Annotated in this window: 24 protein-coding genes; 6 read left to right on the top strand and 18 right to left on the bottom strand. The window is 39.5% G+C overall.

Going from position 1 to position 21,349, the window contains the following annotated elements; all coding sequences use genetic code 11:
* The first annotated feature begins 311 nt into the window (after positions 1-311).
* From LRA01S_RS08485 to LRA01S_RS08475, 3 genes are all read left to right on the top strand, one after another.
* A complete protein-coding gene (locus LRA01S_RS08485) occupies positions 312-962 on the top strand; it encodes a helix-turn-helix domain-containing protein (protein WP_169797135.1) in 651 nt (216 codons plus the stop codon).
* A gap of 120 nt (positions 963-1,082) precedes the next feature.
* The gene (locus tag LRA01S_RS08480) at positions 1,083-1,736 is read left to right on the top strand and encodes a hypothetical protein (protein ID WP_144259900.1); all 654 of its coding nucleotides are present in this window, start codon (positions 1,083-1,085) and stop codon (positions 1,734-1,736) included.
* Between the two features lie 57 nt (positions 1,737-1,793).
* A complete protein-coding gene (locus tag LRA01S_RS08475) occupies positions 1,794-2,477 on the top strand; it encodes a hypothetical protein (protein ID WP_061775199.1) in 684 nt (227 codons plus the stop codon).
* A 111-nt stretch (positions 2,478-2,588) separates the two neighbouring features.
* On the opposite strand, the gene metE is transcribed toward LRA01S_RS08475, so the two are convergent.
* The 18 genes from metE to cls all read right to left on the bottom strand — a co-directional run bounded on the left by metE (position 2,589) and on the right by cls (position 19,640).
* Entirely contained in the window at positions 2,589-4,844 is a 2,256-nt protein-coding gene (gene metE, locus LRA01S_RS08470) for a 5-methyltetrahydropteroyltriglutamate--homocysteine S-methyltransferase (RefSeq protein WP_061775198.1), read from the bottom strand.
* Between the two features lie 120 nt (positions 4,845-4,964).
* Positions 4,965-5,432, bottom strand: a complete 468-nt coding sequence (locus LRA01S_RS08465) for a threonine/serine exporter family protein (protein WP_061775197.1) — start codon at positions 5,430-5,432, stop codon at positions 4,965-4,967.
* Positions 5,433-5,447: 15 nt separating this feature from the next.
* On the bottom strand, positions 5,448-6,254 hold the full coding sequence (locus tag LRA01S_RS08460) for a threonine/serine exporter family protein (RefSeq protein ID WP_061775196.1): 807 nt from the start codon (positions 6,252-6,254) through the stop codon (positions 5,448-5,450).
* A gap of 143 nt (positions 6,255-6,397) precedes the next feature.
* Positions 6,398-7,237 (bottom strand): thymidylate synthase, encoded by an 840-nt coding sequence (locus tag LRA01S_RS08455; protein ID WP_061775195.1) that lies wholly within the window; start codon positions 7,235-7,237, stop codon positions 6,398-6,400.
* Between the two features lie 12 nt (positions 7,238-7,249).
* Positions 7,250-7,600 carry a DUF2200 domain-containing protein gene (locus LRA01S_RS08450; RefSeq protein WP_061775194.1) on the bottom strand — a complete coding sequence of 117 codons (351 nt, stop codon included), beginning with the start codon at positions 7,598-7,600 and terminating at the stop codon, positions 7,250-7,252.
* Positions 7,601-9,478 carry an ABC-F family ATP-binding cassette domain-containing protein gene (locus LRA01S_RS08445; protein ID WP_061775203.1) on the bottom strand — a complete coding sequence of 626 codons (1,878 nt, stop codon included), beginning with the start codon at positions 9,476-9,478 and terminating at the stop codon, positions 7,601-7,603. It lies immediately after the preceding gene.
* A complete protein-coding gene (locus LRA01S_RS08440; protein ID WP_061775193.1) occupies positions 9,471-10,685 on the bottom strand; it encodes a CCA tRNA nucleotidyltransferase in 1,215 nt (404 codons plus the stop codon). The genes LRA01S_RS08445 and LRA01S_RS08440 overlap by 8 nt, the downstream gene beginning before the upstream one ends.
* Positions 10,682-11,449 (bottom strand): 4-hydroxy-tetrahydrodipicolinate reductase, encoded by a 768-nt coding sequence (gene dapB / locus LRA01S_RS08435; protein WP_061775192.1) that lies wholly within the window; start codon positions 11,447-11,449, stop codon positions 10,682-10,684. Before dapB ends, LRA01S_RS08440 begins: the two co-directional genes overlap by 4 nt.
* Entirely contained in the window at positions 11,446-12,291 is an 846-nt protein-coding gene (locus tag LRA01S_RS08430; protein WP_061775191.1) for a DegV family protein, read from the bottom strand. Before LRA01S_RS08430 ends, dapB begins: the two co-directional genes overlap by 4 nt.
* A gap of 6 nt (positions 12,292-12,297) precedes the next feature.
* Positions 12,298-12,678 carry a DUF1149 family protein gene (locus tag LRA01S_RS08425; RefSeq protein WP_061775190.1) on the bottom strand — a complete coding sequence of 127 codons (381 nt, stop codon included), beginning with the start codon at positions 12,676-12,678 and terminating at the stop codon, positions 12,298-12,300.
* A 158-nt stretch (positions 12,679-12,836) separates the two neighbouring features.
* On the bottom strand, positions 12,837-13,427 hold the full coding sequence (locus LRA01S_RS08420; RefSeq protein WP_061775189.1) for an HAD-IA family hydrolase: 591 nt from the start codon (positions 13,425-13,427) through the stop codon (positions 12,837-12,839).
* Complete coding sequence (gene trmD / locus LRA01S_RS08415; protein ID WP_061775202.1) at positions 13,428-14,156, bottom strand: tRNA (guanosine(37)-N1)-methyltransferase TrmD; 729 nt, start codon at positions 14,154-14,156, stop codon at positions 13,428-13,430. It abuts the gene before it with no gap.
* Position 14,157: 1 nt separating this feature from the next.
* Positions 14,158-14,673 carry a ribosome maturation factor RimM gene (rimM, locus tag LRA01S_RS08410; RefSeq protein WP_061775188.1) on the bottom strand — a complete coding sequence of 172 codons (516 nt, stop codon included), beginning with the start codon at positions 14,671-14,673 and terminating at the stop codon, positions 14,158-14,160.
* Between the two features lie 99 nt (positions 14,674-14,772).
* Positions 14,773-15,012: a KH domain-containing protein gene (locus LRA01S_RS08405; RefSeq protein WP_061775187.1), complete on the bottom strand. Its 240-nt coding sequence runs from the start codon at positions 15,010-15,012 to the stop codon at positions 14,773-14,775.
* A 115-nt stretch (positions 15,013-15,127) separates the two neighbouring features.
* On the bottom strand, positions 15,128-15,406 hold the full coding sequence (rpsP, locus tag LRA01S_RS08400; RefSeq protein WP_003137168.1) for a 30S ribosomal protein S16: 279 nt from the start codon (positions 15,404-15,406) through the stop codon (positions 15,128-15,130).
* A gap of 86 nt (positions 15,407-15,492) precedes the next feature.
* Positions 15,493-16,683, bottom strand: coding sequence for an MFS transporter (locus LRA01S_RS08395; RefSeq protein WP_061775186.1), 1,191 nt, complete (start codon positions 16,681-16,683; stop codon positions 15,493-15,495).
* A gap of 235 nt (positions 16,684-16,918) precedes the next feature.
* Entirely contained in the window at positions 16,919-17,905 is a 987-nt protein-coding gene (gene guaC, locus LRA01S_RS08390) for a GMP reductase (RefSeq protein ID WP_061775185.1), read from the bottom strand.
* 262 nt (positions 17,906-18,167) lie between these two features.
* Positions 18,168-19,640, bottom strand: coding sequence for a cardiolipin synthase (gene cls / locus LRA01S_RS08385; protein WP_096040538.1), 1,473 nt, complete (start codon positions 19,638-19,640; stop codon positions 18,168-18,170).
* A 193-nt stretch (positions 19,641-19,833) separates the two neighbouring features.
* Here cls and LRA01S_RS08380 point away from each other — a divergent pair, with 193 nt between their 5' ends.
* From LRA01S_RS08380 to LRA01S_RS08370, 3 genes are read left to right on the top strand one after another with little or no spacing between them, the layout of a single operon-like run.
* Positions 19,834-20,157: a DUF6198 family protein gene (locus LRA01S_RS08380; RefSeq protein ID WP_061775183.1), complete on the top strand. Its 324-nt coding sequence runs from the start codon at positions 19,834-19,836 to the stop codon at positions 20,155-20,157.
* On the top strand, positions 20,154-20,501 hold the full coding sequence (locus LRA01S_RS08375) for a DUF6198 family protein (protein ID WP_061775182.1): 348 nt from the start codon (positions 20,154-20,156) through the stop codon (positions 20,499-20,501). The genes LRA01S_RS08380 and LRA01S_RS08375 overlap by 4 nt, the downstream gene beginning before the upstream one ends.
* 46 nt (positions 20,502-20,547) lie before the next feature.
* Positions 20,548-21,348, top strand: a complete 801-nt coding sequence (locus LRA01S_RS08370) for an aminoglycoside 6-adenylyltransferase (protein ID WP_061775181.1) — start codon at positions 20,548-20,550, stop codon at positions 21,346-21,348.
* Position 21,349 lies beyond the last annotated feature (1 nt).

The following is a 21,349-nucleotide window of genomic DNA, read 5'->3' as shown; positions in this document are numbered from 1 at the left end:
TTAAACAATATGCTATAACTTTTTTGTCACAACACTTGTTCAAATGACTGTAACATTAGTTTACGATATTTTTTACAACAAGAATCCTACATTTTTTATAAAAAAAAAAAAAAATAAAGAAACTAATCAAAAACGGCTCAACAACAGCATTTATAAGAGTTACATAAGCTTTTTTATAAAAAAACTCAACATATAATTAGAATTACAAAGGATTTTGTATTATAATTCAAAATATAGTAAAAAAAAAGCATAAATCATTCAGGGAGGAATTTATGAAAACGTTCTTGTTATGTAAGGAATCTAAGTTCATTTTGGAGATTATCGAGCATTTGCACAAAGCACCCTCAAAAGAACTTTCTTTTAAAGAACTTGAAAATTATATCGGTATCACAAAACAAACCATAAAAAACTATGTTGAGACACTATTGCACTATTGTAAAGGGAAAAAGTTAAAAACCTTTATAGTCGAAAATAACAAACTTAAAATGTTATCCGGATCTAACTTTAACATTTTAGATTTGTATGCGCACTTCACTCAAGAATCTGTTAAATTTCAAATTATGTCACGCATTTTAGAAGATTCGCAAATTACTTTTACCAAATTATACCTTGATTTGACAATTAGTAGGAGTAATCTTTCTGTCCACATTAATCAATTAAATAAGTCTTTAAAACCTTATTACTGTCAAATCAACTTTCTTCAAAAAGATCCCATACAAGGAGAAGAACAACAAATTAGATTTTTATACTATAATTTGTTTTGGGGACTATATCCTGATGATATTATTGGTGAATTCCCAGGACTTGGTGGAATTACGAAATTAGCACTTAAACTCGTGCCACAAATGAGCTATTCTACCTTATCTAGAATAAGATTATTTTTCCACATTGCACAAATCAGAGGTAGAAATGGTTACTTTATAGACTCATCAGAGGATTATTTACTGCCGGATTCACCTTAAATCAGTTATACTGACTTTTTCCAGAAAATTGACGCCCTTAATTTTCTTCACTATTGTCCTGATTTAGAAATAAAACACAGAGAATGTCGCTACTTATATTTTATGTTTTGCCGTACGAATTTGGTCACAATTGAAGAATGTAAACAACCTGAATTTCAAGTCAAAAATTATAGCTCTTCAGATATTCAATACTTTATTTCCAAATTTCAAGAAAAATCAGGTATTACCTTAAATGGCAGCGAACTCAAATATTTCAATTACAATTTGGGACTTATCAATCAAGAAGCTTCGCTTTTTAAAGGTGAAAGTAAAGTTTTTGATCTTACAAACATGATTGAAAAATTTAAAGCCACTAAAAGTTATACAGCTACTTTTATCACAGAATTTCTTAGAGATATACGTGAAAATAACCAAACAATCAATACATTAATACAAGGCTTTCCTGCCTTGCTTCACTTTTATGCGATGATATTGACAGCGATTATCGAGAAAAATCATCAGCCCATTAAACTTCTTGTTCAAAGTAGTATTTCGACGCTTCATAGAGAAGTGCTCATCTATAAAATTATTAAAAGTTCCCCAGTGCCTATTGTCGTTTATACTTCAGAACAATTGAAAGACGAAAAACCTGATGGGATTGTTTCAAATTGGTTACCTGAGAAAAAATATAAAGACGTACCTTTCTTTTCCACCTCTTTGTTTTACTCAGATTGGAACAATGAGGAATTAGTACAGTTTATTGACGGCTTAGCAGATATGAAAAATAGCTTATGATACATGAAATTAAGACACTAGAAAATAGCTTGTGTCAAAATAATGAAGGAGAATATCTTGGAAAAAATAAATAATTTGGATTACTTTAACACAACCATCTTACTTTTGAAGAAGTTAGAAAAAATAGCCTATACAAGAAATGAACGCTTGAGAATTTTTCACGAAAAAACACGTATGATACGTACGATCTCCGCAGGTATGCTTGCCTCATTCTTTCCAATAGTGATTTGGATCTTTTCATTATCGGCTTTGGAAATTAATAATTTGGGGCTGACTGATTCTACCGAATTGGCTATACGGCTATCCGGTTTACTACTCATCACGGTTTCTCTCATTGTCTTACCTTATCTATTTATACACATGATGTGGCGTCATCCGCTTTTTAGATCTTTCACCAGTCTACTTGAAAAAAAAATATCGAAAAGACTATTTGATGATATTGAAAAAATCGATGAAAAAGCTTGTCATATTGTTTCACATCCATATTTCATAAAACCTAGGGTACCGGATCATTATCTAAGCGTTGAGCATTTGACATCGCTAGAAAGATATCTGGCAAGTGGTAAAGCTAGAACACTAGCAGAGGCACTTGACTACTTAAAAAAAGAACTTAAAAGCAAAATATATTTTTCAAATCCTGAGACTCATCAAACACTTCTACAAAGAGAAAAAGAATATTTAACTAATCAAAAAAACAATTTGATAAGCAGAATTAAAAAGGAAGAGGAAGTCTATGGTTAAACTTAACTTAGGGCTAAAAAAACAATCACTTATCATCGTCTCTTGAAAAAAAATGACCTCCAAAATTAGATTTTGGAGGTCATTTTTTTTCAAGTAATATAGAGCTCAATATTAAAGGACTGCACGAATGTCTTGTGTAGCTTTGACTAAGTTTTCTAGGCTTGCTTTCACTTCTGTCACACCTCGAGTTTTGAGACCACAGTCTGGATTAATCCAGAGTTTTTCTGCTGGAACTTTTGTAAGAATCTGACGAATCACGTTTTGAATTTCTTCAACCGATGGGATACGTGGGCTGTGGATATCATATACCCCGGGACCACTTTGCGTCCTGAAACCATTGGCCTGGAGGGCATCAAGGATGGACAGGTCGCTACGGCTTGCTTCAAAAGAGATGACATCAGCATCCATGGCATCAATGGCTGGAATGATGTCCGTAAATTCTGAATAGCACATGTGAGTATGGATTTGCGTTTCAGGGGCGACTTTGGCGTGAACCAGGCGAAAGGCTGGAATAGCCCAATCTAGGTATTCACTATTCCAATCAGTCTGGCGCAAGGGTAATTTTTCCCGAAGTGCAGCTTCGTCGATTTGAATGATCTTGATACCATTTTGCTCCAGGTCGAGCACTTCTTCCTGAATGGCTAATGCAATCTGTAGTGTTGAAGCTTTAAGTGATATATCTTCACGTGGGAATGACCAGTTAAGAATGGTCACTGGCCCTGTCAACATACCTTTGAGTGGTTTGTCTGTTAGGCTCTGAGCATAGACGCTATCTGCGACTGAAAGGGGTTGAACTCGAGCAATGTCTCCCCAGACAATCGGTGGTTTGACACAGCGGGTACCATAGGATTGAACCCAAGCGTTTTTCGTAAAGACATAGCCATCTAGTTTTTCACCAAAATACTCAACCATGTCATTACGTTCAAACTCGCCATGAACTAGGATATCAAAACCAACTGCTTCCTGCCATTTGATCCATTCTTTAGTCTTTTCTTGATTAAAGGTGTCATACGCTGCTTTTGTGATGTCCCCACGTTTGTAGCTTAAGCGATTCTTACGGACATCTGCTGTTTGTGGAAATGAGCCAATGGTTGTCGTTGGTAATTTTGGTAGCTGGAAAATATCTTTTTGAATCGCTTCTCGTTGGGCAAAAGTTGGTGTTCTGGTAAAGTCTGCTTCTCCTAACGCTGCAACTTTGGCTTGGACGGCTTGATTGCCTTGGTAACGTTCAGATGCGAATAAAGCTTGATTAGCAGTTAAGCTGTCAACTTGACCATGGTAGAAAATGTCGTTTAGGTCTTTGAGCTCTAACAGTTTTTCTTCTGCAAAGGCAAAATGTCGTAAGATGTCTTGTGGTAATTCAGGCTCAGCGCTTACGGTGTAGGGCACGTGTTGGAGGCTACAAGAGGTGGAGATGATGAGTGAATCTTTGGGCAATGTCTGCAAGATCTCCAGCGTTTTTTGATAGTCATTTCGCCAGATATTTTTGCCATTGACCACGCCTGCAAAGAGTTTTTTATCGGCTGGAAAACCATGTGTTTGAATAAGCTCAGCTGTTTTTCGACCTTCGACAAAATCTAAACCGATGCCGTCAAAATCTAGCTGGATTAAGTCAGAATAGACATCTCGCACATCGCCAAAATAGGTTTGAAGCAAAACTTTGACTGTCTGTTTTTGCGGTAAAAGCGCGGTATAGATAGCTTTGAACAAGTGAATATCAGATTCAGTGAGGTCAAATACAAGTCCAGGTTCATCTAGTTGGAGCCAGGCGACTTCTTCTGTCGCAAGCACTGACAAAATTTCAGAATAGGCTTTAACAAAGTCCTCTTGCACATCAGAAAGCTGTGTTTGACCTGTGAAACGAATCAACTTTAAAAGTGTGAAAGGCCCGATTAAAACTGGTTTTGTCGTAATGCCAAGCGCTAGGGCTTCACGATACTCCGACAGTAATTTGGTCAAATCTAGCTTGATCTCTGTGCCATCATCGAACTCAGGCACCATGTAGTGATAGTTAGTATTGAACCATTTTTTCATGGCTAGTGCCTTGACATCCCCCGCCTCAGACTGGTGACCACGTGCTGCTGCAAAATATCTTTCAAGTGGTGAAACAGCTAGCTCCTGATACCGTTTTGGGACAATGTTGAGTGCAAAAGCAGTATCCAATGTTGTATCGTAGAAAGAAAAGTCATTGGATGCAATGAAATCAATTCCCGCTGCTGCTTGTTTTTGCCAGTTGGCTTGACGTTGTGTTGCGGCTACTGCTTGTAAGTCAGCTTCTGAAAGTTCCTTTTTGAAAAATTTTTCAGTCGCAAATTTCAGTTCACGTTGTGCACCAATCCGTGGATAGCCGATGATAGATGTTGTCATAGTGTTCCCCTTTAGGTTTTAATTTTGATATGACTTATTCTAACACCTCTTGATATAGTTGTAAAATATATAAAAGTAGCATTTTGTTATAGTTTAAGTGTATAACAAAAAACGCCCGACTTAAGTCAGACGATGGAGAGAACGTAAACGATTGATTAGTTCAGCGACCCAAAAGCCAATCACGATGGCCCCAGCAATAATGACGAGGAGCTCAAAATTCTGTGTCGCGACTTCACGATTGCCTACAACCAAGTTTCTGACCACTTGATAGGCTTGCGCTCCTGGTACTAAAGGAAAAATACCAGGTATATTATAAATCAAAACTGGAACTTTCTGCGCTCTGCTCATACTCAAACTCATCACGCCAATGACGACACTTGCAAGCAAAGTCCCTAGGACAATACGCCAATTTTTATCTAAAAAATGCTGAGTTAGCACGATCACTAGCTCATAAACCAACCAAGCACAAGCCCCAACAATACCAGCGCGATTCAGCGTTCTTCTGGGGATGTTGAGCATAATACCAAAAGCAAAGACACTGATATAAGCCAAAATAGTTTGACCCATCAAATTAAGAAAAACGACCACGATCACTCCCTTCAATCAATAGAAAAATGACAATAGGGCGATGCCCAGGCCAACTGATGCTGCGGATAAGAGAGCTTCAATAATCCGCCCCTGTCCTGAAATGAAGTTTCCTGCCATGATTTCACGTACCGCATTGGTCAAGGCAACACCCGGTACAAACGGCATAATGGCACCGACGATCACAATATCTGGATCGAATGGTGATTTCAGCAGGTGAGAACTTACTAGCATGATTAAGGAAATCATTAAACTTGCGACAAATAAAGCAAAATACCGCATATTAAAACGACTTCGAATGGCTAGATAAATCGTATAGGCCAAACAAGAGCTGACCGCAGTCAAACCTAAATTAATCGGTGCTGCTGTTCTCGTCAGCATGACCATCAAAGGCACTGAAACTGATGTTGCCGCTAGAACTTGCAGCCAAACAGGAAATGTCGGTATGGTTACATCGATTTTTTCAAGACAATCATACAGATCAGTCAAGACAATCTTATGAGCGGTAAATTTTCGAGTTAAGTCATTGACCGCGACAATTTTTTCCATATCCATGGTTTGGATTCTTGGTGGAATGGCACGCATTTGTGTCAGACCTTGCGTGGGAAAACTGACCGTGATAGCATTCAAAAGGGCATAAACTTGTATTTTTTCAATGCCAGCTGCTCGGCCAATCCGTAAAATCACATCTTCTACTCGTGTGATCTCAGACCCATTGGCCATGAGAATTTCACCTGCTAAGAGGCAGGCATCCATCAGTAGATGGGCTTCTGAAATATGTGGCGCCAAGGCCTCATCATTTAATTTCGTCGTTACAATTTCCATAATAGACGGTTCATCCCCAGTAAAATTTTCAAGAAAAAGCACGTGGTTAACGTGCTCAGCTCGCGATATATTCCTATCGTTTAGAAATCAATAGCCATTAAGCTCGATTTCTTATGTTAGTCAAGCAATAACTAACCGACAGCTTAAATCGCTAAATCAAATGTCAATTGTGGTTTGACGGGTTCGTAATCGACCAATTCAAAATCTTCAGGCTTGATGTCAAAGAAGTTGGTACCATCTGGAACATTCAGTTTGAGAATTGGATTTTTCTCAGAAGGTGTCCGAGATAATAGTTCTTTGGCATTATCGAACTGATTGTCATAAATGTGCAAGTTGTTGACAAAGTAGAAAAACTTGCCAATTTTCCAACCAAAATGTTTGGCGATCATCATTTGTAAGGCCACATATTGCATGGCATTAATATGATGGGCTACCAGCATGTCATTGCTACGTTGGGTCAAAGTTGCATCTAAAAAGATATCTTCACCGACACGACGAACATCAAACATGGTCATGAAGGCACATGGCAGCAACCCTTCTGATGCTTCAAAGTCAGCATACTGCCACAAATTAATAATGTTGCGACGGTTCCAGGGATTTTTAGTTAAACCATCTAGCAATTTACCCATAATATCGTGCTGCTTCACCGTTGCGCCATAACGCAAACCGATATTACCAGAATCGCCAACTTCCCACTCGCTCCAGTACTTGACACCATATTTTTCTTCGAGAACATCCAGATCACTCGTCTGTTCCTGATAAATCCAAAGCAGCTCCTTAATGGCTGATTTGATGGCAATCGGACGTAGCGTCGTAATCGGAAATTCACCCTTGCTCAGGTCATACTCAGCGAAAGCGCCCGTGATATACTTAGAGTTTGCGGTCACACCACTTTTATATTTGGGGCGCGCATTCTCACTCCAAACACCATTTTCTAAAATGTTGTTAATGTTGTCAATAAAAATCTTATCTGCTTTTCTCATAGGCTTATTTTATCACGTCCTCATAATTTTTTCCAGTGACCAACCTCGAGCAAGCTCATCCACGACCTTGTCCAGCAAACGGATCTGCTTCATGAGCGGATCTTGAATCTCCTGCACCTTAACCCCACAGATACTGCCGGTAATGGTGTCAGACTTAGGGTTCAGTGTACAAGCTTTAAAAAACTCAGGGAATGTCGCCCTTGACGCGATAAAATTTGCCAAGGTTTCTTGGCTAAGACCCGTCAGCCATAGAATGACTTGGTCAAGCTCAGCCTGCGAGCGATTTTTTCTTTCAACTTTGGCTAAATACAAGGGATAAACCGAAGCAAAGGTCATTTTCAAAATTCTAGGATTAGTTGGCATTTAAAACTCCGATAAGTACTCGTAACGTTCATACATGGCTAGTAGGTCAGCGTTTTTATCATCTAGGCTTGCTTGTAGGTCACCTAGTTTTGTGAAGTCTGCACCATTTTCAGCCATTTCGGCTTCAATGCTTGCGATAGCTTCTTCTAGTGCGGCAATATCTGTTTCAATCGTCGCCCACTCCTGCTTTTCAGCATAAGACATACGGCGTTTTTCAACAACTTTTTCCTTGACGACTGGCTTACTTTCAGTCTTAGCGACAATTTTTTCGTCGCTTAACTTATCTGTCAGATAATCGGAATAAAGTTTGTGAACTTCTGTAATCGTTCCTTTGTAAAAGACCAGTAACTTCTTGGCCACTTTATCCAGGAAATAACGATCATGGCTGACCGTGATAACAACGCCCTGATAATGCTGGATGAAATTTTCAAGGACTGTTAAAGTTGCGATATCAAGGTCATTTGTCGGTTCATCTAGGAGCAAAACATTCGGTTGTTGCAGTAAAATCTTCAACAGGTAAAGGCGTTTTTTCTCACCACCTGAAAGTTTTTCAATCAAGGTACCGTGGGTTGTCCGCGGGAAGAGAAACTGTTCTAATAGATTGACGACTGAAATTGACTCGCCAGAGGATGTTTGGGCATTATCCGCAACTTCTTGCAAGAAATTAATGACGCGTTTTGACTCGTCAAGGCCACGGATTTGTTGAGAGAAATAGCCGATTTTAATTGTCTCACCGATTTCGACACTCCCTGAATCAGGTGTCAAATCACCACTGATGAGATTGAGCAAGGTTGATTTACCTGTCCCGTTGTTGCCGACAATACCGATTCTATCTGTATTTTGCACGATCAAACTAAAGTCATTTAGAATCGTTTTATCGGCACCATAGGCAAAGTTGACATGGTCAAAATTAATGACTTTTTTGCCGATACGCGCGGTAGCGACATTGATAGTTAAATCATCTGATGTCGTCACGCTTTGGACATCTTTTTTGATGTCTTCAAAGCGGTCAATTCTCGCTTGCTGCTTGGTCGCCCGAGCCTGTGGTGATTTTCGAATCCATGCTAATTCCTGTTTGTAGAGCTGTTTATTTTTATGATGTTGAGCTGATTCTCGTTCATCATTTTCAGCTTTTTGCTGCAAATAATCCTGATAATTACCTTGATACTCAATCAAATGACCATTATCCAGCTCAAAAATACGTGTCGCTAGATTATCCAAAAAATAGCGGTCATGAGTAATGAATAGGACCGTTTGGCGTGAATTTTTGACATAGTTTTCAAGCCAAGCAATGGTATCAACATCCAGATGGTTGGTTGGTTCATCTAGCAACAACAAATCCGCTGGATTCAGAAGTGCTTGTGCCAATTGAACGCGACGTTTCTGACCACCAGACAAATTTTTTATCTGTACTGTTAAATCCGGCAGTTTCAGTTTTGATAAGACGGTTTTGACTTGGTTTTCAACCTCCCAAGCTTCTATCGCAGTCATCTGCGCCTCGACTTGGCTGAGCGTTTCTTGCAGTTTGGGATTCATCGCATCCTGCGTGAGAGCTATCAAAGCCTGCTCATAGCGTTTGATGGCTTGCATTTGTGGTAAGTCATCAGATAAAATAGCATCCATGATGGATAGCTCACCATCAAACTGAGGATCTTGTGTTAAATACTCTATTTTATAATCATTACGGCCAAAAAATGGCGAATTATCACCATCAAATCCCGCTTTGCCAGAGATGACATCGAGTAAGGTTGTCTTACCTGTGCCATTCACACCGATCAGACCAATCCGATCTAAGGGGTGGATGATAAAATTAAGCTGTGAAAAAACAGTCTTGTCTCCAACAGATTTAGTTAAATTTTCGACACGAAAATCAGTCATTGTCGCCATGTTTATGATATCCTTTTACATAATTAAAAATCTCTTGGGGGGTGTTTTGTAGCTGTCCTTTAACAATTTCAAGCTCAATTTGGTGGAACAGTTGGCCGATTTGTGGGCCGGGTTGAATCCCAAATTCTGTCATGATTTGCCCTGCTGATACGGCAATGTCTTTTCTAGTTCTGATTTGTAACTGTACATCGAGTACTGAGATATGCTCAAAATTCGTCTCTAAATTTTGCGCAGCAAACATTTCTTCGACTAAGGTCAGACTTGATTTACCTAAAATATAAAGATCCTCAGACGAGAAATCACCTTTCAAGCGCTTGTCATAGGCGCTCAAAAATTTTGATACTGCAGTTGAGAAGTCTCGTGAGACTTTCCATTTTTTGAGTAAAAATTTACCGTCTCTGTAGCCGAGTTGGTAGGCTAAATACCCCCAGGATTGGACTGAATTGGTAAATTTAAAACCTGCTGGTAGCGCTAATAAATGGGCGAGAGCTGTTTTATCCGTAAATCCTGGTAGATAGGGATAGGCTTCAATGGCTAGCAATTCACGAAAACCTTTTTGCCAGAAATCTGCAGTCAGTAATTTATCAAGTTCAATGAAAATACGCTCAATCGAGATTTTAGACAGTAAGTTCGCATGTTCTTTCATGGAAGCAAATGTCTTGCTTTCCAAATCGAAATTTAAAACTGCCGCAAATCTCAAGCCACGCATGATCCGTAAGGCATCTTCGTTAAAGCGCTCAGAAGGATTACCGACAGCACGAAGAACTTGCGCTTCTAAATCTACCAAGCCACCATGAAGGTCAATTACATTACCGTCATCTGCTAGGGCAAAGGCGTTAATGGTGAAATCGCGCCGTAACAAATCCTCTGATAATTGCCGCACAAAATTAACATGCGATGGTCTGCGATAATCGACATAGACATCTTCTGTTCTAAAAGTTGTGACTTCATATTCGCCACCATTTTCTAGGACTAAAACTGTGCCATGTTCAATTCCGATATCAATCGTATGTTCGAAAATTTGCTTGGTTTCAGCTGGATAGGCAGAAGTTGCAATATCAACATCATGAATGTGACGATTCAGTAAAACATCTCGCACGCTGCCCCCAACAAAGTAAGCCTCGTAGCCAGAATTTCTGATTTTTTGCAAAATCGGCAGAGCTTTCTCAAACTCCGCCGGCATTTTTTCTACTCTCATAAAAGATGTTCTAATCCATATACTAAGGTGTCGAGATTGACGACTTTCTTGATACCAAGATTCACACCACCCATAAAGGAAACGCGGTCGTAAGAATCATGACGCAAGGTCAAGCCTTCACCATTGGCTCCGAAAATGACTTCTTGGTGTGCGACAAGACCTGGCAAGCGAACAGAATGAATCCGCATGCCATCAAATTCAGCACCACGAGCACCTGGCAGGGTTTCAACTTCATCAGCTGCCCCTTGCTTTTTATAGGTCCTAGTTTCTTTGATCAGTTCTGCCGTCTTAACTGCTGTTCCTGATGGCGCATCTTTTTTCTTATCATGGTGTAACTCAATAATTTCAACATCTGGGAAATATTGAGCTGCTTTTTGGGCGAATTCCATGACTAGAATTGCACCAATCGCAAAGTTAGGAGCGATTAAGCCACCTATTTTTTTCGATTGTGATAGATCAATGAGCTCTGAAATTTGTGCTTCTGTAAAGCCTGTTGTCCCAACAACTGGGCAAATATTATGTTCAATCGCAAATTTTGTGTTGGCATAGGCCACATCTGGAATGGTAAAATCCACCCAGACATCTGCAGCAACGCCTAAGACATCTGCTTTATCATTGAAAACAGGGATACCGTCTACCTCTTTTTCAGTCGTATATGGATCAATAAGAGCTGCTAATTCAAGTTCAGGATCATTGTTAACCATATCAACAGCAGTCGATCCCATACGACCTTTAAAACCAGAAATTATGACTTTGATCATTATTTTAATTTCGGACTCATACCAAATCCGAGTGCTCCTTCCCCTAGATGCGTTCCAATAACAGCACCGAAGCTCGCAATCGAGACATCAAACCCCTTACTGGTTAATTCTTCTGCGACTTCATGTGCCTTTTCAGGTATATTTGAATGAATCACGTAAACTTTATAGTCTCTATCCTTGGTGTTTTCAGCCAAAATCTTATAGAGCCGTTTGAAGGCTTTTTTGCTTGTCCGAATTTTTTCATAGACAACGATTTTCCCTTCTTCATCAAAGCGTAAAATCGGTTTGATGTTTAAGAGATTACCAATCATGGCCGCACCATTTGACAAACGGCCACCTTTAACTAAATGATCTAAGTCATCTACGATAATAAAGGCTGTTGTTTGATCAATAATTTCAGTCAATTCTGATGTGATAAAGTCAAACTGTGCATTGGTTTTAATCATGTTATAAGCCATTTCGACCATATAACCTAATGGCGCTGACGTGATTAAAGTATCTGGAAAAAATAAAGTCAAATCTTGAAACTCATCTTTCAGATATTGAATATTTTGCCAAAATCCTGAAATGCCTGATGATAAAAAGAGACCAATGACGTGTGTGTAGCCGTCAGCCTGTAATTTTTCAAGCAAAGTAACCAAGTCACTAATACTTGGCTGACTCGTTTTGGGTAGTTCTTCAGTTACTGCCATCTTGTCATAGAAGGCTTGGACAGTCAAATTCTTGCCTTCAATATATGTTTCACCGGCGATAAAAACTGGAACATCCAACACAAAAACGTTGTTTTTATTCCTTATGTCATCACTTAGATAAGCTGAGCTATCTGTAATAATTGCGGTTTTCATACGACCTCAAAATTCCAAATTAATGCCTGGTTCATCCAAGGCAATTTCTGTTACCTCGTATGTTAGGCGGTTAAGTAAATCAAACAAGGGGGCTGCTAATTCTTGCATCTTTTCTTGATCCAATTGCTCTCTATTTTCGATGACTAAGTCACGAATATAGCTCAGTTGACTAAGGTGGCCTGAAATCACTAAGTTTTCAAGGACGATGATAAAGGTTAACATGGCTGTAATCGCTGTGTCTGCTTCACTCGCACCCTCAGCATTTTCTACTAACTGGAATTGAACATTTAAGTTAGTTTCAGGCGTCCCATTTTCTTTCTCCCACTCTAAGTTTCTTGCATCATAGTGAAACTGGTGGACAAATTCTTTTTCGCGTTCAATCTGCATTTTTTAAAATCCTTTCTGCGATTTCACTTCGTGAAATCTTGAAACTTGACCTGCACTAGCGTTTCAGCCAAGCAGGGTCATTCGCGAACTATCGTCCGCTCAAAGTCTTTCTGAAATAACACTCTGACCAAGCGGAATCATCCACGAACTTTCGCCAGCTAAAAATTTTTCCAAGTTTGGAACACCACATCAGCTTTAAGTGCATTATCCAGAAAAATGCCTGCTTCATCAAATAAAATCGTTTTAATGCCAGCATTTTGGCCTGCTTGTATATCTAGAGGTCGATCGCCAACCATGGCTGTCTCACTTGGATCCAGATTATATTTATCAATCAAGTAGGTTAAGGCTTCAGGGTCTGGTTTCCTAGCTAAGTGATTATCACTCGTAATAATTTCAGAAAATAAATTTGTCAAATCCCCTAAATACTGATAGGTTTTATTGTCTCGATGGCTGACGACAAAATTTCGACCCCCGTTATTGACAATTTCAGATAAAATAGCAGGTATTTCTGGATAAAACTTGACATCTGTCTGAAGCTCATCTTCGAGTGTATGATAGTCATCAATAAATTCTGGTGTGGCATAATCCAAAGCAAATTTTCGAATCGAGTATTTTTTGATAAAGTATGCCAGATCACCATCATAGAGAATTCCGTGTTTGGCGATGGTTTGTTGTAGGGCATCTAGCATGACGGGGTAGGTATCAAACAAGGTCCCATCAAAATCCCAGATATAATTTTTAATCTCCATCTATTGTACCACAGTCTCATCTTCTAACCCTTTGAGAATCTCATTCTCCTCGGCGTTCAGCTCGTATTTTTCCAAAAGATCTGGACGGAGACGTTGGGTTTTCGCTAAGCTTTCGCTTAGGCGCCACTTTCGAATGTTTTCGTGATGACCACTCATCAGCACTTCTGGTACTTTGAGGCCTCTAAACTCCTCAGGTCGAGTGTACTGCGGGTATTCGAGTAGGCCTGATGAAAAACTGTCGTCTTCGTGGCTAGCTTTTTTGCCAAGGACATCTGGAATTAAGCGAACGGTGGCATCTATCATGACAGCTGCAGCAACTTCGCCCCCTGTCAAGACGTAATCACCTAGGGAAACTTCATCGGTTACCAAGGTTTTGATTCGCTCGTCAAAGCCTTCGTAATGCCCACAGAGAAAAACGATTTGCTCTTCTGTCGCCAACTCTTCCGCAAAGGCTTGGTCAAATTTGCGACCGGCTGGATCCATCATCAGGACACGAGCATTTTCGTGTGGAAATGATGCCATGGTATCGAAAATGGGTTGCGGCATGAGAAGCATACCTTGACCACCACCATAGGGCATATCATCGACGTGTTTTTGCGTGTTAGTCGCGAAATCTCTAAAGTTATGGAAATTAACGTCAATTTTCTCTGATTTTCGCGCACGACCGACAATCGAATGGTCCAGACTTGAAAACATCTCTGGAAAGAGCGTTAAAATATCAATTCGCATCTTAGTCATCCAATCCTTCTGGTATCTCAACTGTGACTTGGTTTCCAGCTATATCGACAGATAAAATCACATCGTCAATGAACGGTAAGAGTAAGTCTTTTTTACCTTGACGCTTGATAACCCAGACGTCATTAGCCCCTGGTTGTAGAATCTCTGAGACAGTACCGATTTTTGTGCCATGTTCAAAAACGTCTAGGCCGATAATATCGTCATAGTAAAACTCATCTTCGCTATCCAATTCAGCACGGTTTTCAGCAGCGACTTTGAGTGAGAAATCACGAAACTTCTCAACGTCATTAATGCTATATAAGCCGTCAAATTTAACGATATCAAAATTCTTTTGTTTGCGGTGTGTTTTAATTTTTAGTGTTCTGACGAAATTGTCAGCCTTATCAAACAAGGCCAATTCAGCATTCTTTTGATAACGTTCTTCAGAGAAATCCGTTACCGAAATAATACGTACTTCACCTTGTAAACCTTGCGTGTTAACAATCGTTCCTACTTTGTAATAATCCATTCTTATATTATACCACAGACCGCCTATCAGTCCAATACTACAACATCTCAAAAAAAGGGACTTTTTCGTCAAAAAAAAACGCTGAAACCAGCGTTTTGATTATTTTTCGACGAGTAGACGAATTTTTTTACCTTCAACAGGCACAGAATAAACAATCGTTCTGATGGCTTGAATAATCCGACCTTGCTTACCGATAATTCGTCCCATATCATGTTCTGCAACATGGAGGTGAAACTCGATAAACTCATCTCCGTCTACGACGTCAATACGAACAAGGTCAGGTTCAGTAGTCAATGGCTTAACAATCGTCAATACCAACTCTTGTACATCTAAATCCATAATAGTCTCTTTCGTTTAGTCAAAGTTTAGACTCAAAAAGTAGCTGGGCTACTCATAGCTAAACTTATCAAAAAAGCGACCAAAAATAGTCGCTTCTCACAAATATAATACTTGCTTATTTTGAAGCGTATTTTGCTTCGTGGAATTTTTTCATAACGCCAGCTTTTGACAAAATGTTTTTAACAGTGTCAGAAGGTTGTGCGCCATTTCCAAGCCACTCAAGAATGCGTTCTTCTTTTAAAGTTACTTGATTTTCATCAGCGATCAATGGGTTGTATGTCCCAACTGTTTCGATGAAACGACCATCACGTGGTGCACGTGAATCAGCAACGTTAATACGGTAGTAAGGTTTTTTCTTTGAACCCATGCGAGTCAAACGAATTTTTACAGACATGATATTTCTCTTTTCTTTTTTGTTTACATTTATTATTATAGCAGATTATTTTGCGGTGTCAAGTTTTTTTCTTGACAGATGTAAAATTAATTGGCATTTTTCAATTTCCCAATACCTGGAATTGTCATCATAATCACCAAACTAAAGATGTAGATAAGAGACAAGAAAACAACAACAATCATCAAGGAGTATTTATCCAGCAAGAAACCGATAATTACCGATGAAAAGCCACCAACAGCGCGACCGATATTCATGATAAAGTTGTTAGCTGTTGCACGAATTTCTGTCGGATATAAACTTGAAATAATCGCACCATAGCCGCCATACATACCATTGATGAAGTAGCCGACAACAACTGCTGCTAAAATCAAAGTCACTTTACTATTAGCAAGTACCAAAAGATAAACTGAAGCTGCAGAGCAAATCAAGAAAATGGTATATGAAAATCTTGATCCTAATTTATCCATGATTGTCCCAAAGGTCATCATCCCAACAGACATCCCAAGAATGGTACTAACCATCCAAAGCGATGAACCAGCGATATTAAGGTTGAGTTGATCTTGCATAATCTTAGGCAACCAGTTCATGAGGCCAAAATAGCCTGCGATTTGAACCATGACCATTAAGCTAAGACCAATGGTTTGCCATGACGTTTTACTATCTTTAAACAATAGACCCAGATGACCGCGATCAGCACGATTGGTCGCTTGAAAGCTCTCAGGTTCTTTGATATCTTTTCGAATCCATAGCACCATAAGTACAGGAAATAGACCAATGACATACAACATTTTCCAACCAAAAGCTGGAATAATCAGTGATGCTAAAACCGCTGCCAAAATCGCACCGATTTGTCCGCCAATCGCAACAATAGATGTTGCTTTCCCTAATTTCTCTTTGGGCGTTGACTCCGAAACCAAGGACATGCAGGCACCGTATTCACCACCTGCCCCGATTCCTGCGATAAATCTAAACAAATAAACAAGATAAATATTTGAAGCAAAAAACATCAAGGCTGATGCAACTGAAAAAATAATGACTGTGTATGAAAAAACCTTAACCCGACCAATTTTATCAGCTAACATTCCAAAAATAATACCGCCAAAAAGCATGCCAAAATTGGTAATTGTTCCAATCCATCCAGCCTGTGTACCCGTGACACCAAATGTTGCAATGATTGATGCCATAGAAAATGACAGGAACATAATGTCCATATTTTCTAAGCCAATCCCAGCTGCTGCAGAAATTAATACTTTTCTTTGTGAAGTTGTGTTAGTCATTCTGATGATTCTTCCTCCTCTAAAATTGATAAGACTACCTCAATCTATATAGATAATCCTATCCTCCTTTACCAAATCAGTTAAAAATATATCATATTATTCTACCATGATACTGTTATATATTCAATATAATATAACATATTTTTAAACAACTAGATAATCTGTTGATTATTCTACTCTTTAATCTGCAAAAAAAGTTCTGAAATAGGTCCAGAACTTTATTATTTCAATCGTCTTAAATACTATCACCATTCCAAATAGAATTTTTTACGATCACATAATCAACTTTCGTCAGGCTTTCGAGATCACGACCACCGGCATAAGAAATCGAACTTTGCAAATCTTGTTGCATCTCAGTTAAGGTATCTTGAAGGGCACCTTTGTGTGGTACGAGAATTTTCTTGCCTTCGACGTTTTTCTTCTCACCTTTTTGGTACTCAGAAGCTGATCCGAAATATTCTTTGTAGAGTTCACCGTCTTTGGTGATGGTTTGACCTGGACTTTCTTCGTGTCCGGCAAATAATGAACCGATCATGACAAAACTTGCACCAAAACGAATTGATTTGGCAATATCTCCGTGGGTCCGAATACCGCCATCCGCAATAATCGGTTTACGCGCAGCCTTAGCACACCAACGTAGGGCAGCCAGTTGCCAGCCGCCAGTACCAAAACCTGTTTTAACTTTGGTAATACAAACTTTCCCTGGTCCAATGCCAACCTTTGTCGCATCAGCTCCAGCATTTTCAAGCTCACGAACGGCCTCAGGCGTACCGACGTTGCCTGCGATGACAAAAGTTTCTGGAATAACTTCTTTAATGTAGCGAATCATGCGAATAACGCTGTCAGAATGACCATGTGCAATGTCAATCGTGATGAATTCAGGTACGGCATTTTCTGTTTTTAGGGCATCAATAAAAGCATACTCATAGTCCTTAACGCCTACTGAAATAGAAGCAATCAAGCTCTGTGCCTGCATTTTCTTCACAAAAGGGATGCGTGCTGCTTCATCAAAACGGTGCATGACATAGAAATAGCCATTTTTTGCAAGATATTCTGCGACATCTTCATCAATGATTGTCTGCATGTTAGCAGGAACCACTGGAATTTTAAAGGTATGTTCTCCAAGCTTAACAGATGTATCAGCTTCACTACGGCTATTGATGATACACTTATTAGGAACGAGTTGGATGTCCTCATAGTCAAAAACGGGTAAATTATTCATCTTATATTCTCCAAATACTAGTCTACTGATTTGATTATGATCATCTCAATAGCTTATTTGCAGATACCGACCGAGTTTATCAGATTGTCTGATAAACTTCGCTATTGTGACAGAAGATATTAGGGAATCTTTAAAACTTTTAATCCACCCAAACATTTTTCTCTGCTCGTCACAACTTCCATTATTCATTATAAAACACTTTGAAAGACTCTTCCAAAGTGTTGGTGTATTTTGAAAAATATTCTGCTGTAATGTTCGGATTTTATAACATTGGCCCGATGAGTCTGGCAATGCCTTCTTTAAATCTAATGAAAAACGAACGTTGTTCATAGCGCGCCATGGTAAGTTGTTGACTGACTTTCAGGTCATCAAAGAAATCATTACGAAGGCGTTGTGAAAAGTCACGATCATAGATGATCATATTGCCTTCGAAATCTAGACTAAAACTGCGGTAGTCAAAGTTGGCAGAGCCTACTGATGCAAAATTGCCATCAATAATAATCGTTTTCGCATGAACAAAACCATTTTCATAGGTGTAAACTTCTGCACCGTAACGCACGAGGCTAGCACTATAATAATAAGTTGCCCAATAAACAAAGGGATGGTCGGGTTTATTGGGAATTAGTAGTTTGACCTTGACGCCACTTAAAAGGGCGAGTTTCAGGGCTTCATGAATAGCATCATCTGGAATGTAGTAAGGTGTTTGAATGATAATCTCATCTTCTGCCCCATTGATCATCTTCAAATAAGCCATTTTGATTTGCTCACGTTTGGTATCTGGTCCACTTGACACGAACTGGGCCGTGATATGACCAGACGCGTCTGTTTCAGGAAAATAAGCGACAGAGTTTTCAATTTCGTGTTGGTGTTGACTATTCCAGTCCATGATAAAACGGTTTTGTAGAGAATAAACGACATCTCCCATCACGCGCAAATGATTATCTCGCCAGTAACCAAACTTTTTAGTGATACTGACATATTCATCACCGACATTAAATCCACCGGTATACCCGATTTTGCCGTCAATGACGACAATCTTACGGTGCAAGCGGTAATTAGTCCGCGGATTAATCATTGGAAGAATCAATGGAAAGAAATAAACGACTTCCCCACCTACAGCTGTCAGCTCTTTAAAATGGCGCATTTTCGTGCCGTTTGATCCCCAAGCATCAATCAACACGCGAACTTCTACACCACGGTTTCTAGCTGCGATAAGGGCTTGTGTTAACTCCTTACCTAAGTTATCCATCCGGAAAATATAGTATTCGACATGGACATGGTGCTGAGCTTTTTCAATATCAGCAATCAAGGCATCAAATTTTTCTCGTCCATCAGTAAAAAGCTGCACATCTGTATTCATGGAGACGATAGATTCTTCTGAGATAAACAGCATGTGTAACAATTGGCCTATAACGTAATTATCTGTTATTTTAGTTAGAAAACGATCTTTCCTATAGGCTGCTTTCGCTTGTTTTATCTCCTGTTCAAAGCCATGCCTCGGTTGTGACTCCAACTTAAAAATCCGAAAGCTGGAGATGCCTCGACCGATTAAGATATAGAGAATAAAACCAAAGATAGGTAATAAGTTAACGACAAAGAGCCACGACCAGGTTGATGCCGTACTTTTTCTTTCCCGGAAAATAATAACTAAGGAGAGGATGAGGTTAGTGAAGAACACGATTGTACTAAAATGTGTTCTAGTGACCGTCACGATCATATCTAAAATAGCATTCATACCCATATTTTATCATATTTTATCATATTTTATGCTAAAAACGGCTTTAGAATAGTGTCGGTCTTCATATAAACTATAAAAATCTCTCAAATGCCCATCTACTAAAATAAAAACTGATGAAAAGTTAGACATTTTTCTGTCATTTCCATGTCTGTTAACAGTATCCTCTCTCAAAGTGTAGTATAATAGTGTCATGATCACAACGCAGGATGGGCTCAGAAAGCCGACAACTCTAGAAACAATTTTTTATTTTTCACTCTCACTTTTTATTAATGCGATAGGTAACGGCTTAACTGTCGCAGCTAACATGGGTTCTAGTATGTGGACCGCCTCTGCTGCTAACATCGCACTAGATTTTAATTTTTCGATTTCATGGGTTCTCATCTTCTACGGTGCCATACAAATCCTGATTAATATCGCTTTAATCCGTCGTTTTGACTGGCCAAGTATTTTAGGCAATATCATATTCATCAGTTTTTTCGCACCATTTGTCGGACTCTTTAAACAGTTTTTTTGACATTAGGGATTTCAAACCTTCCTTTGACCGTCGTCATCGCACTAGATATCCTTGGTATCGTAATGATTGCCATTGCTATATCGATCTATCAACGCTTAAATCTGATCTTACATCCGATCGATGAAATGACTAATATCCTCAGATTCCAGTATTTCAACAGCAACGCAAACCTTGCGCAGTGGGTTAATTTTTCAGTCCCTGCTATCGTGATCCTCATTTTAGGACTTATTTATCAGCAGGTTGTCGCAGTCAATATCGGAACTGCTTTCGCCCTCCTGTTTCAGGGCACCCTGATTAACAGTGCCGATCGCTTCATTTTCCCTAGATTAAAACACAGATTATAACTTGATCTGTCTTTTTTGGTCCAAAAATAACATCAAAGGAGATATTATGACCTCTGAAACACTTTACAACCTGATCCTGACAACAGCTCAAGAAAATACCGCTATCCTCATGATTGGCAGCGAAGGCTCCCGCAATGATCCTACTGTTACACCTGATCAGTACCAAGATTTCGACATCACCTACTTTGTTTCAGATGATGTCTTTCCAACTTTCGATGTGTTTGATCGCAGTCGCTTCGGCGACATGATGATACAGCAGATTTTACCCGAAAAAAATCGGTGGTGCTGGCTGATGCAGTTCATGGATGGCAATCGTCTGGATTTGAAAATTCAACCTGTTTCCGTTGTGCCCGATTATTTGGCAGAGGACACGCTCAACACGATCTTGCTGGACAAAACAGGTCACTACACCAATCTAACCGCCACATCCGACCGGACCCACTGGGTACAGCGCCCAACTCAATCCGAATTCGACGACAGCATCACAGAATTCTTCTGGGTTAGCACCTATGTTCTCAAAGGCATCTTGCGGGGGGAACTCCTCTACGCTAACACCTTTTTTGAGTCAATCGTTCGTGAAGAGCTTTACCGCCTGCTGACTTGGCGCATCGGAAGGGACACAGACTTTTCACTTTCAGTTGGTAAGGCACACAAACGACTCCCTGCTTATTTTGAGGGAATTGAAAGTTTGTATGATTTGTCAGATTTAACAGGGACTGGACAAGCCTTATCCACTGCGCTTAAAATGGCGAATGATCTCCTACCAAGCCTGAGTCATGATTTACAGCTGACTTATGACGTAGCAAGCGTTGAACGAACGACTGACTACATTTTACGACAACTATAAA

The sequence above is a fragment of the Pseudolactococcus raffinolactis NBRC 100932 genome, from assembly GCF_001591765.1.
GTDB lineage: Bacteria > Bacillota > Bacilli > Lactobacillales > Streptococcaceae > Pseudolactococcus > Pseudolactococcus raffinolactis.
Note: the sequence above shows the minus strand (reverse complement) of the source record. Positions and strands in the feature narration are given on the sequence as shown.

Bases quoted from the DNA above. Each gene is read 5' to 3' on its own strand.
- metE (WP_061775198.1), bottom strand. From the start codon at position 4,844: ATGACAACATCTATCATCGGCTATCCACGGATTGGTGCACAACGTGAA.
- LRA01S_RS08460 (WP_061775196.1), bottom strand. From the start codon at position 6,254: ATGGAAATTGTAACGACGAAATTAAATGATGAGGCCTTGGCGCCACAT.
- LRA01S_RS08455 (WP_061775195.1), bottom strand. From the start codon at position 7,237: ATGAGAAAAGCAGATAAGATTTTTATTGACAACATTAACAACATTTTA.
- LRA01S_RS08450 (WP_061775194.1), bottom strand. From the start codon at position 7,600: ATGCCAACTAATCCTAGAATTTTGAAAATGACCTTTGCTTCGGTTTAT.
- LRA01S_RS08445 (WP_061775203.1), bottom strand. From the start codon at position 9,478: ATGACTGATTTTCGTGTCGAAAATTTAACTAAATCTGTTGGAGACAAG.
- LRA01S_RS08440 (WP_061775193.1), bottom strand. From the start codon at position 10,685: ATGAGAGTAGAAAAAATGCCGGCGGAGTTTGAGAAAGCTCTGCCGATT.
- LRA01S_RS08430 (WP_061775191.1), bottom strand. From the start codon at position 12,291: ATGAAAACCGCAATTATTACAGATAGCTCAGCTTATCTAAGTGATGAC.
- LRA01S_RS08425 (WP_061775190.1), bottom strand. From the start codon at position 12,678: ATGCAGATTGAACGCGAAAAAGAATTTGTCCACCAGTTTCACTATGAT.
- LRA01S_RS08420 (WP_061775189.1), bottom strand. From the start codon at position 13,427: ATGGAGATTAAAAATTATATCTGGGATTTTGATGGGACCTTGTTTGAT.
- trmD (WP_061775202.1), bottom strand. From the start codon at position 14,156: ATGCGAATTGATATTTTAACGCTCTTTCCAGAGATGTTTTCAAGTCTG.
- rimM (WP_061775188.1), bottom strand. From the start codon at position 14,673: ATGGATTATTACAAAGTAGGAACGATTGTTAACACGCAAGGTTTACAA.
- LRA01S_RS08405 (WP_061775187.1), bottom strand. From the start codon at position 15,012: ATGGATTTAGATGTACAAGAGTTGGTATTGACGATTGTTAAGCCATTG.
- rpsP (WP_003137168.1), bottom strand. From the start codon at position 15,406: ATGTCTGTAAAAATTCGTTTGACTCGCATGGGTTCAAAGAAAAAACCT.
- LRA01S_RS08395 (WP_061775186.1), bottom strand. From the start codon at position 16,683: ATGACTAACACAACTTCACAAAGAAAAGTATTAATTTCTGCAGCAGCT.
- guaC (WP_061775185.1), bottom strand. From the start codon at position 17,905: ATGAATAATTTACCCGTTTTTGACTATGAGGACATCCAACTCGTTCCT.
- cls (WP_096040538.1), bottom strand. From the start codon at position 19,640: ATGAATGCTATTTTAGATATGATCGTGACGGTCACTAGAACACATTTT.
- LRA01S_RS08380 (WP_061775183.1), top strand. From the start codon at position 19,834: ATGATCACAACGCAGGATGGGCTCAGAAAGCCGACAACTCTAGAAACA.
- LRA01S_RS08370 (WP_061775181.1), top strand. From the start codon at position 20,548: ATGACCTCTGAAACACTTTACAACCTGATCCTGACAACAGCTCAAGAA.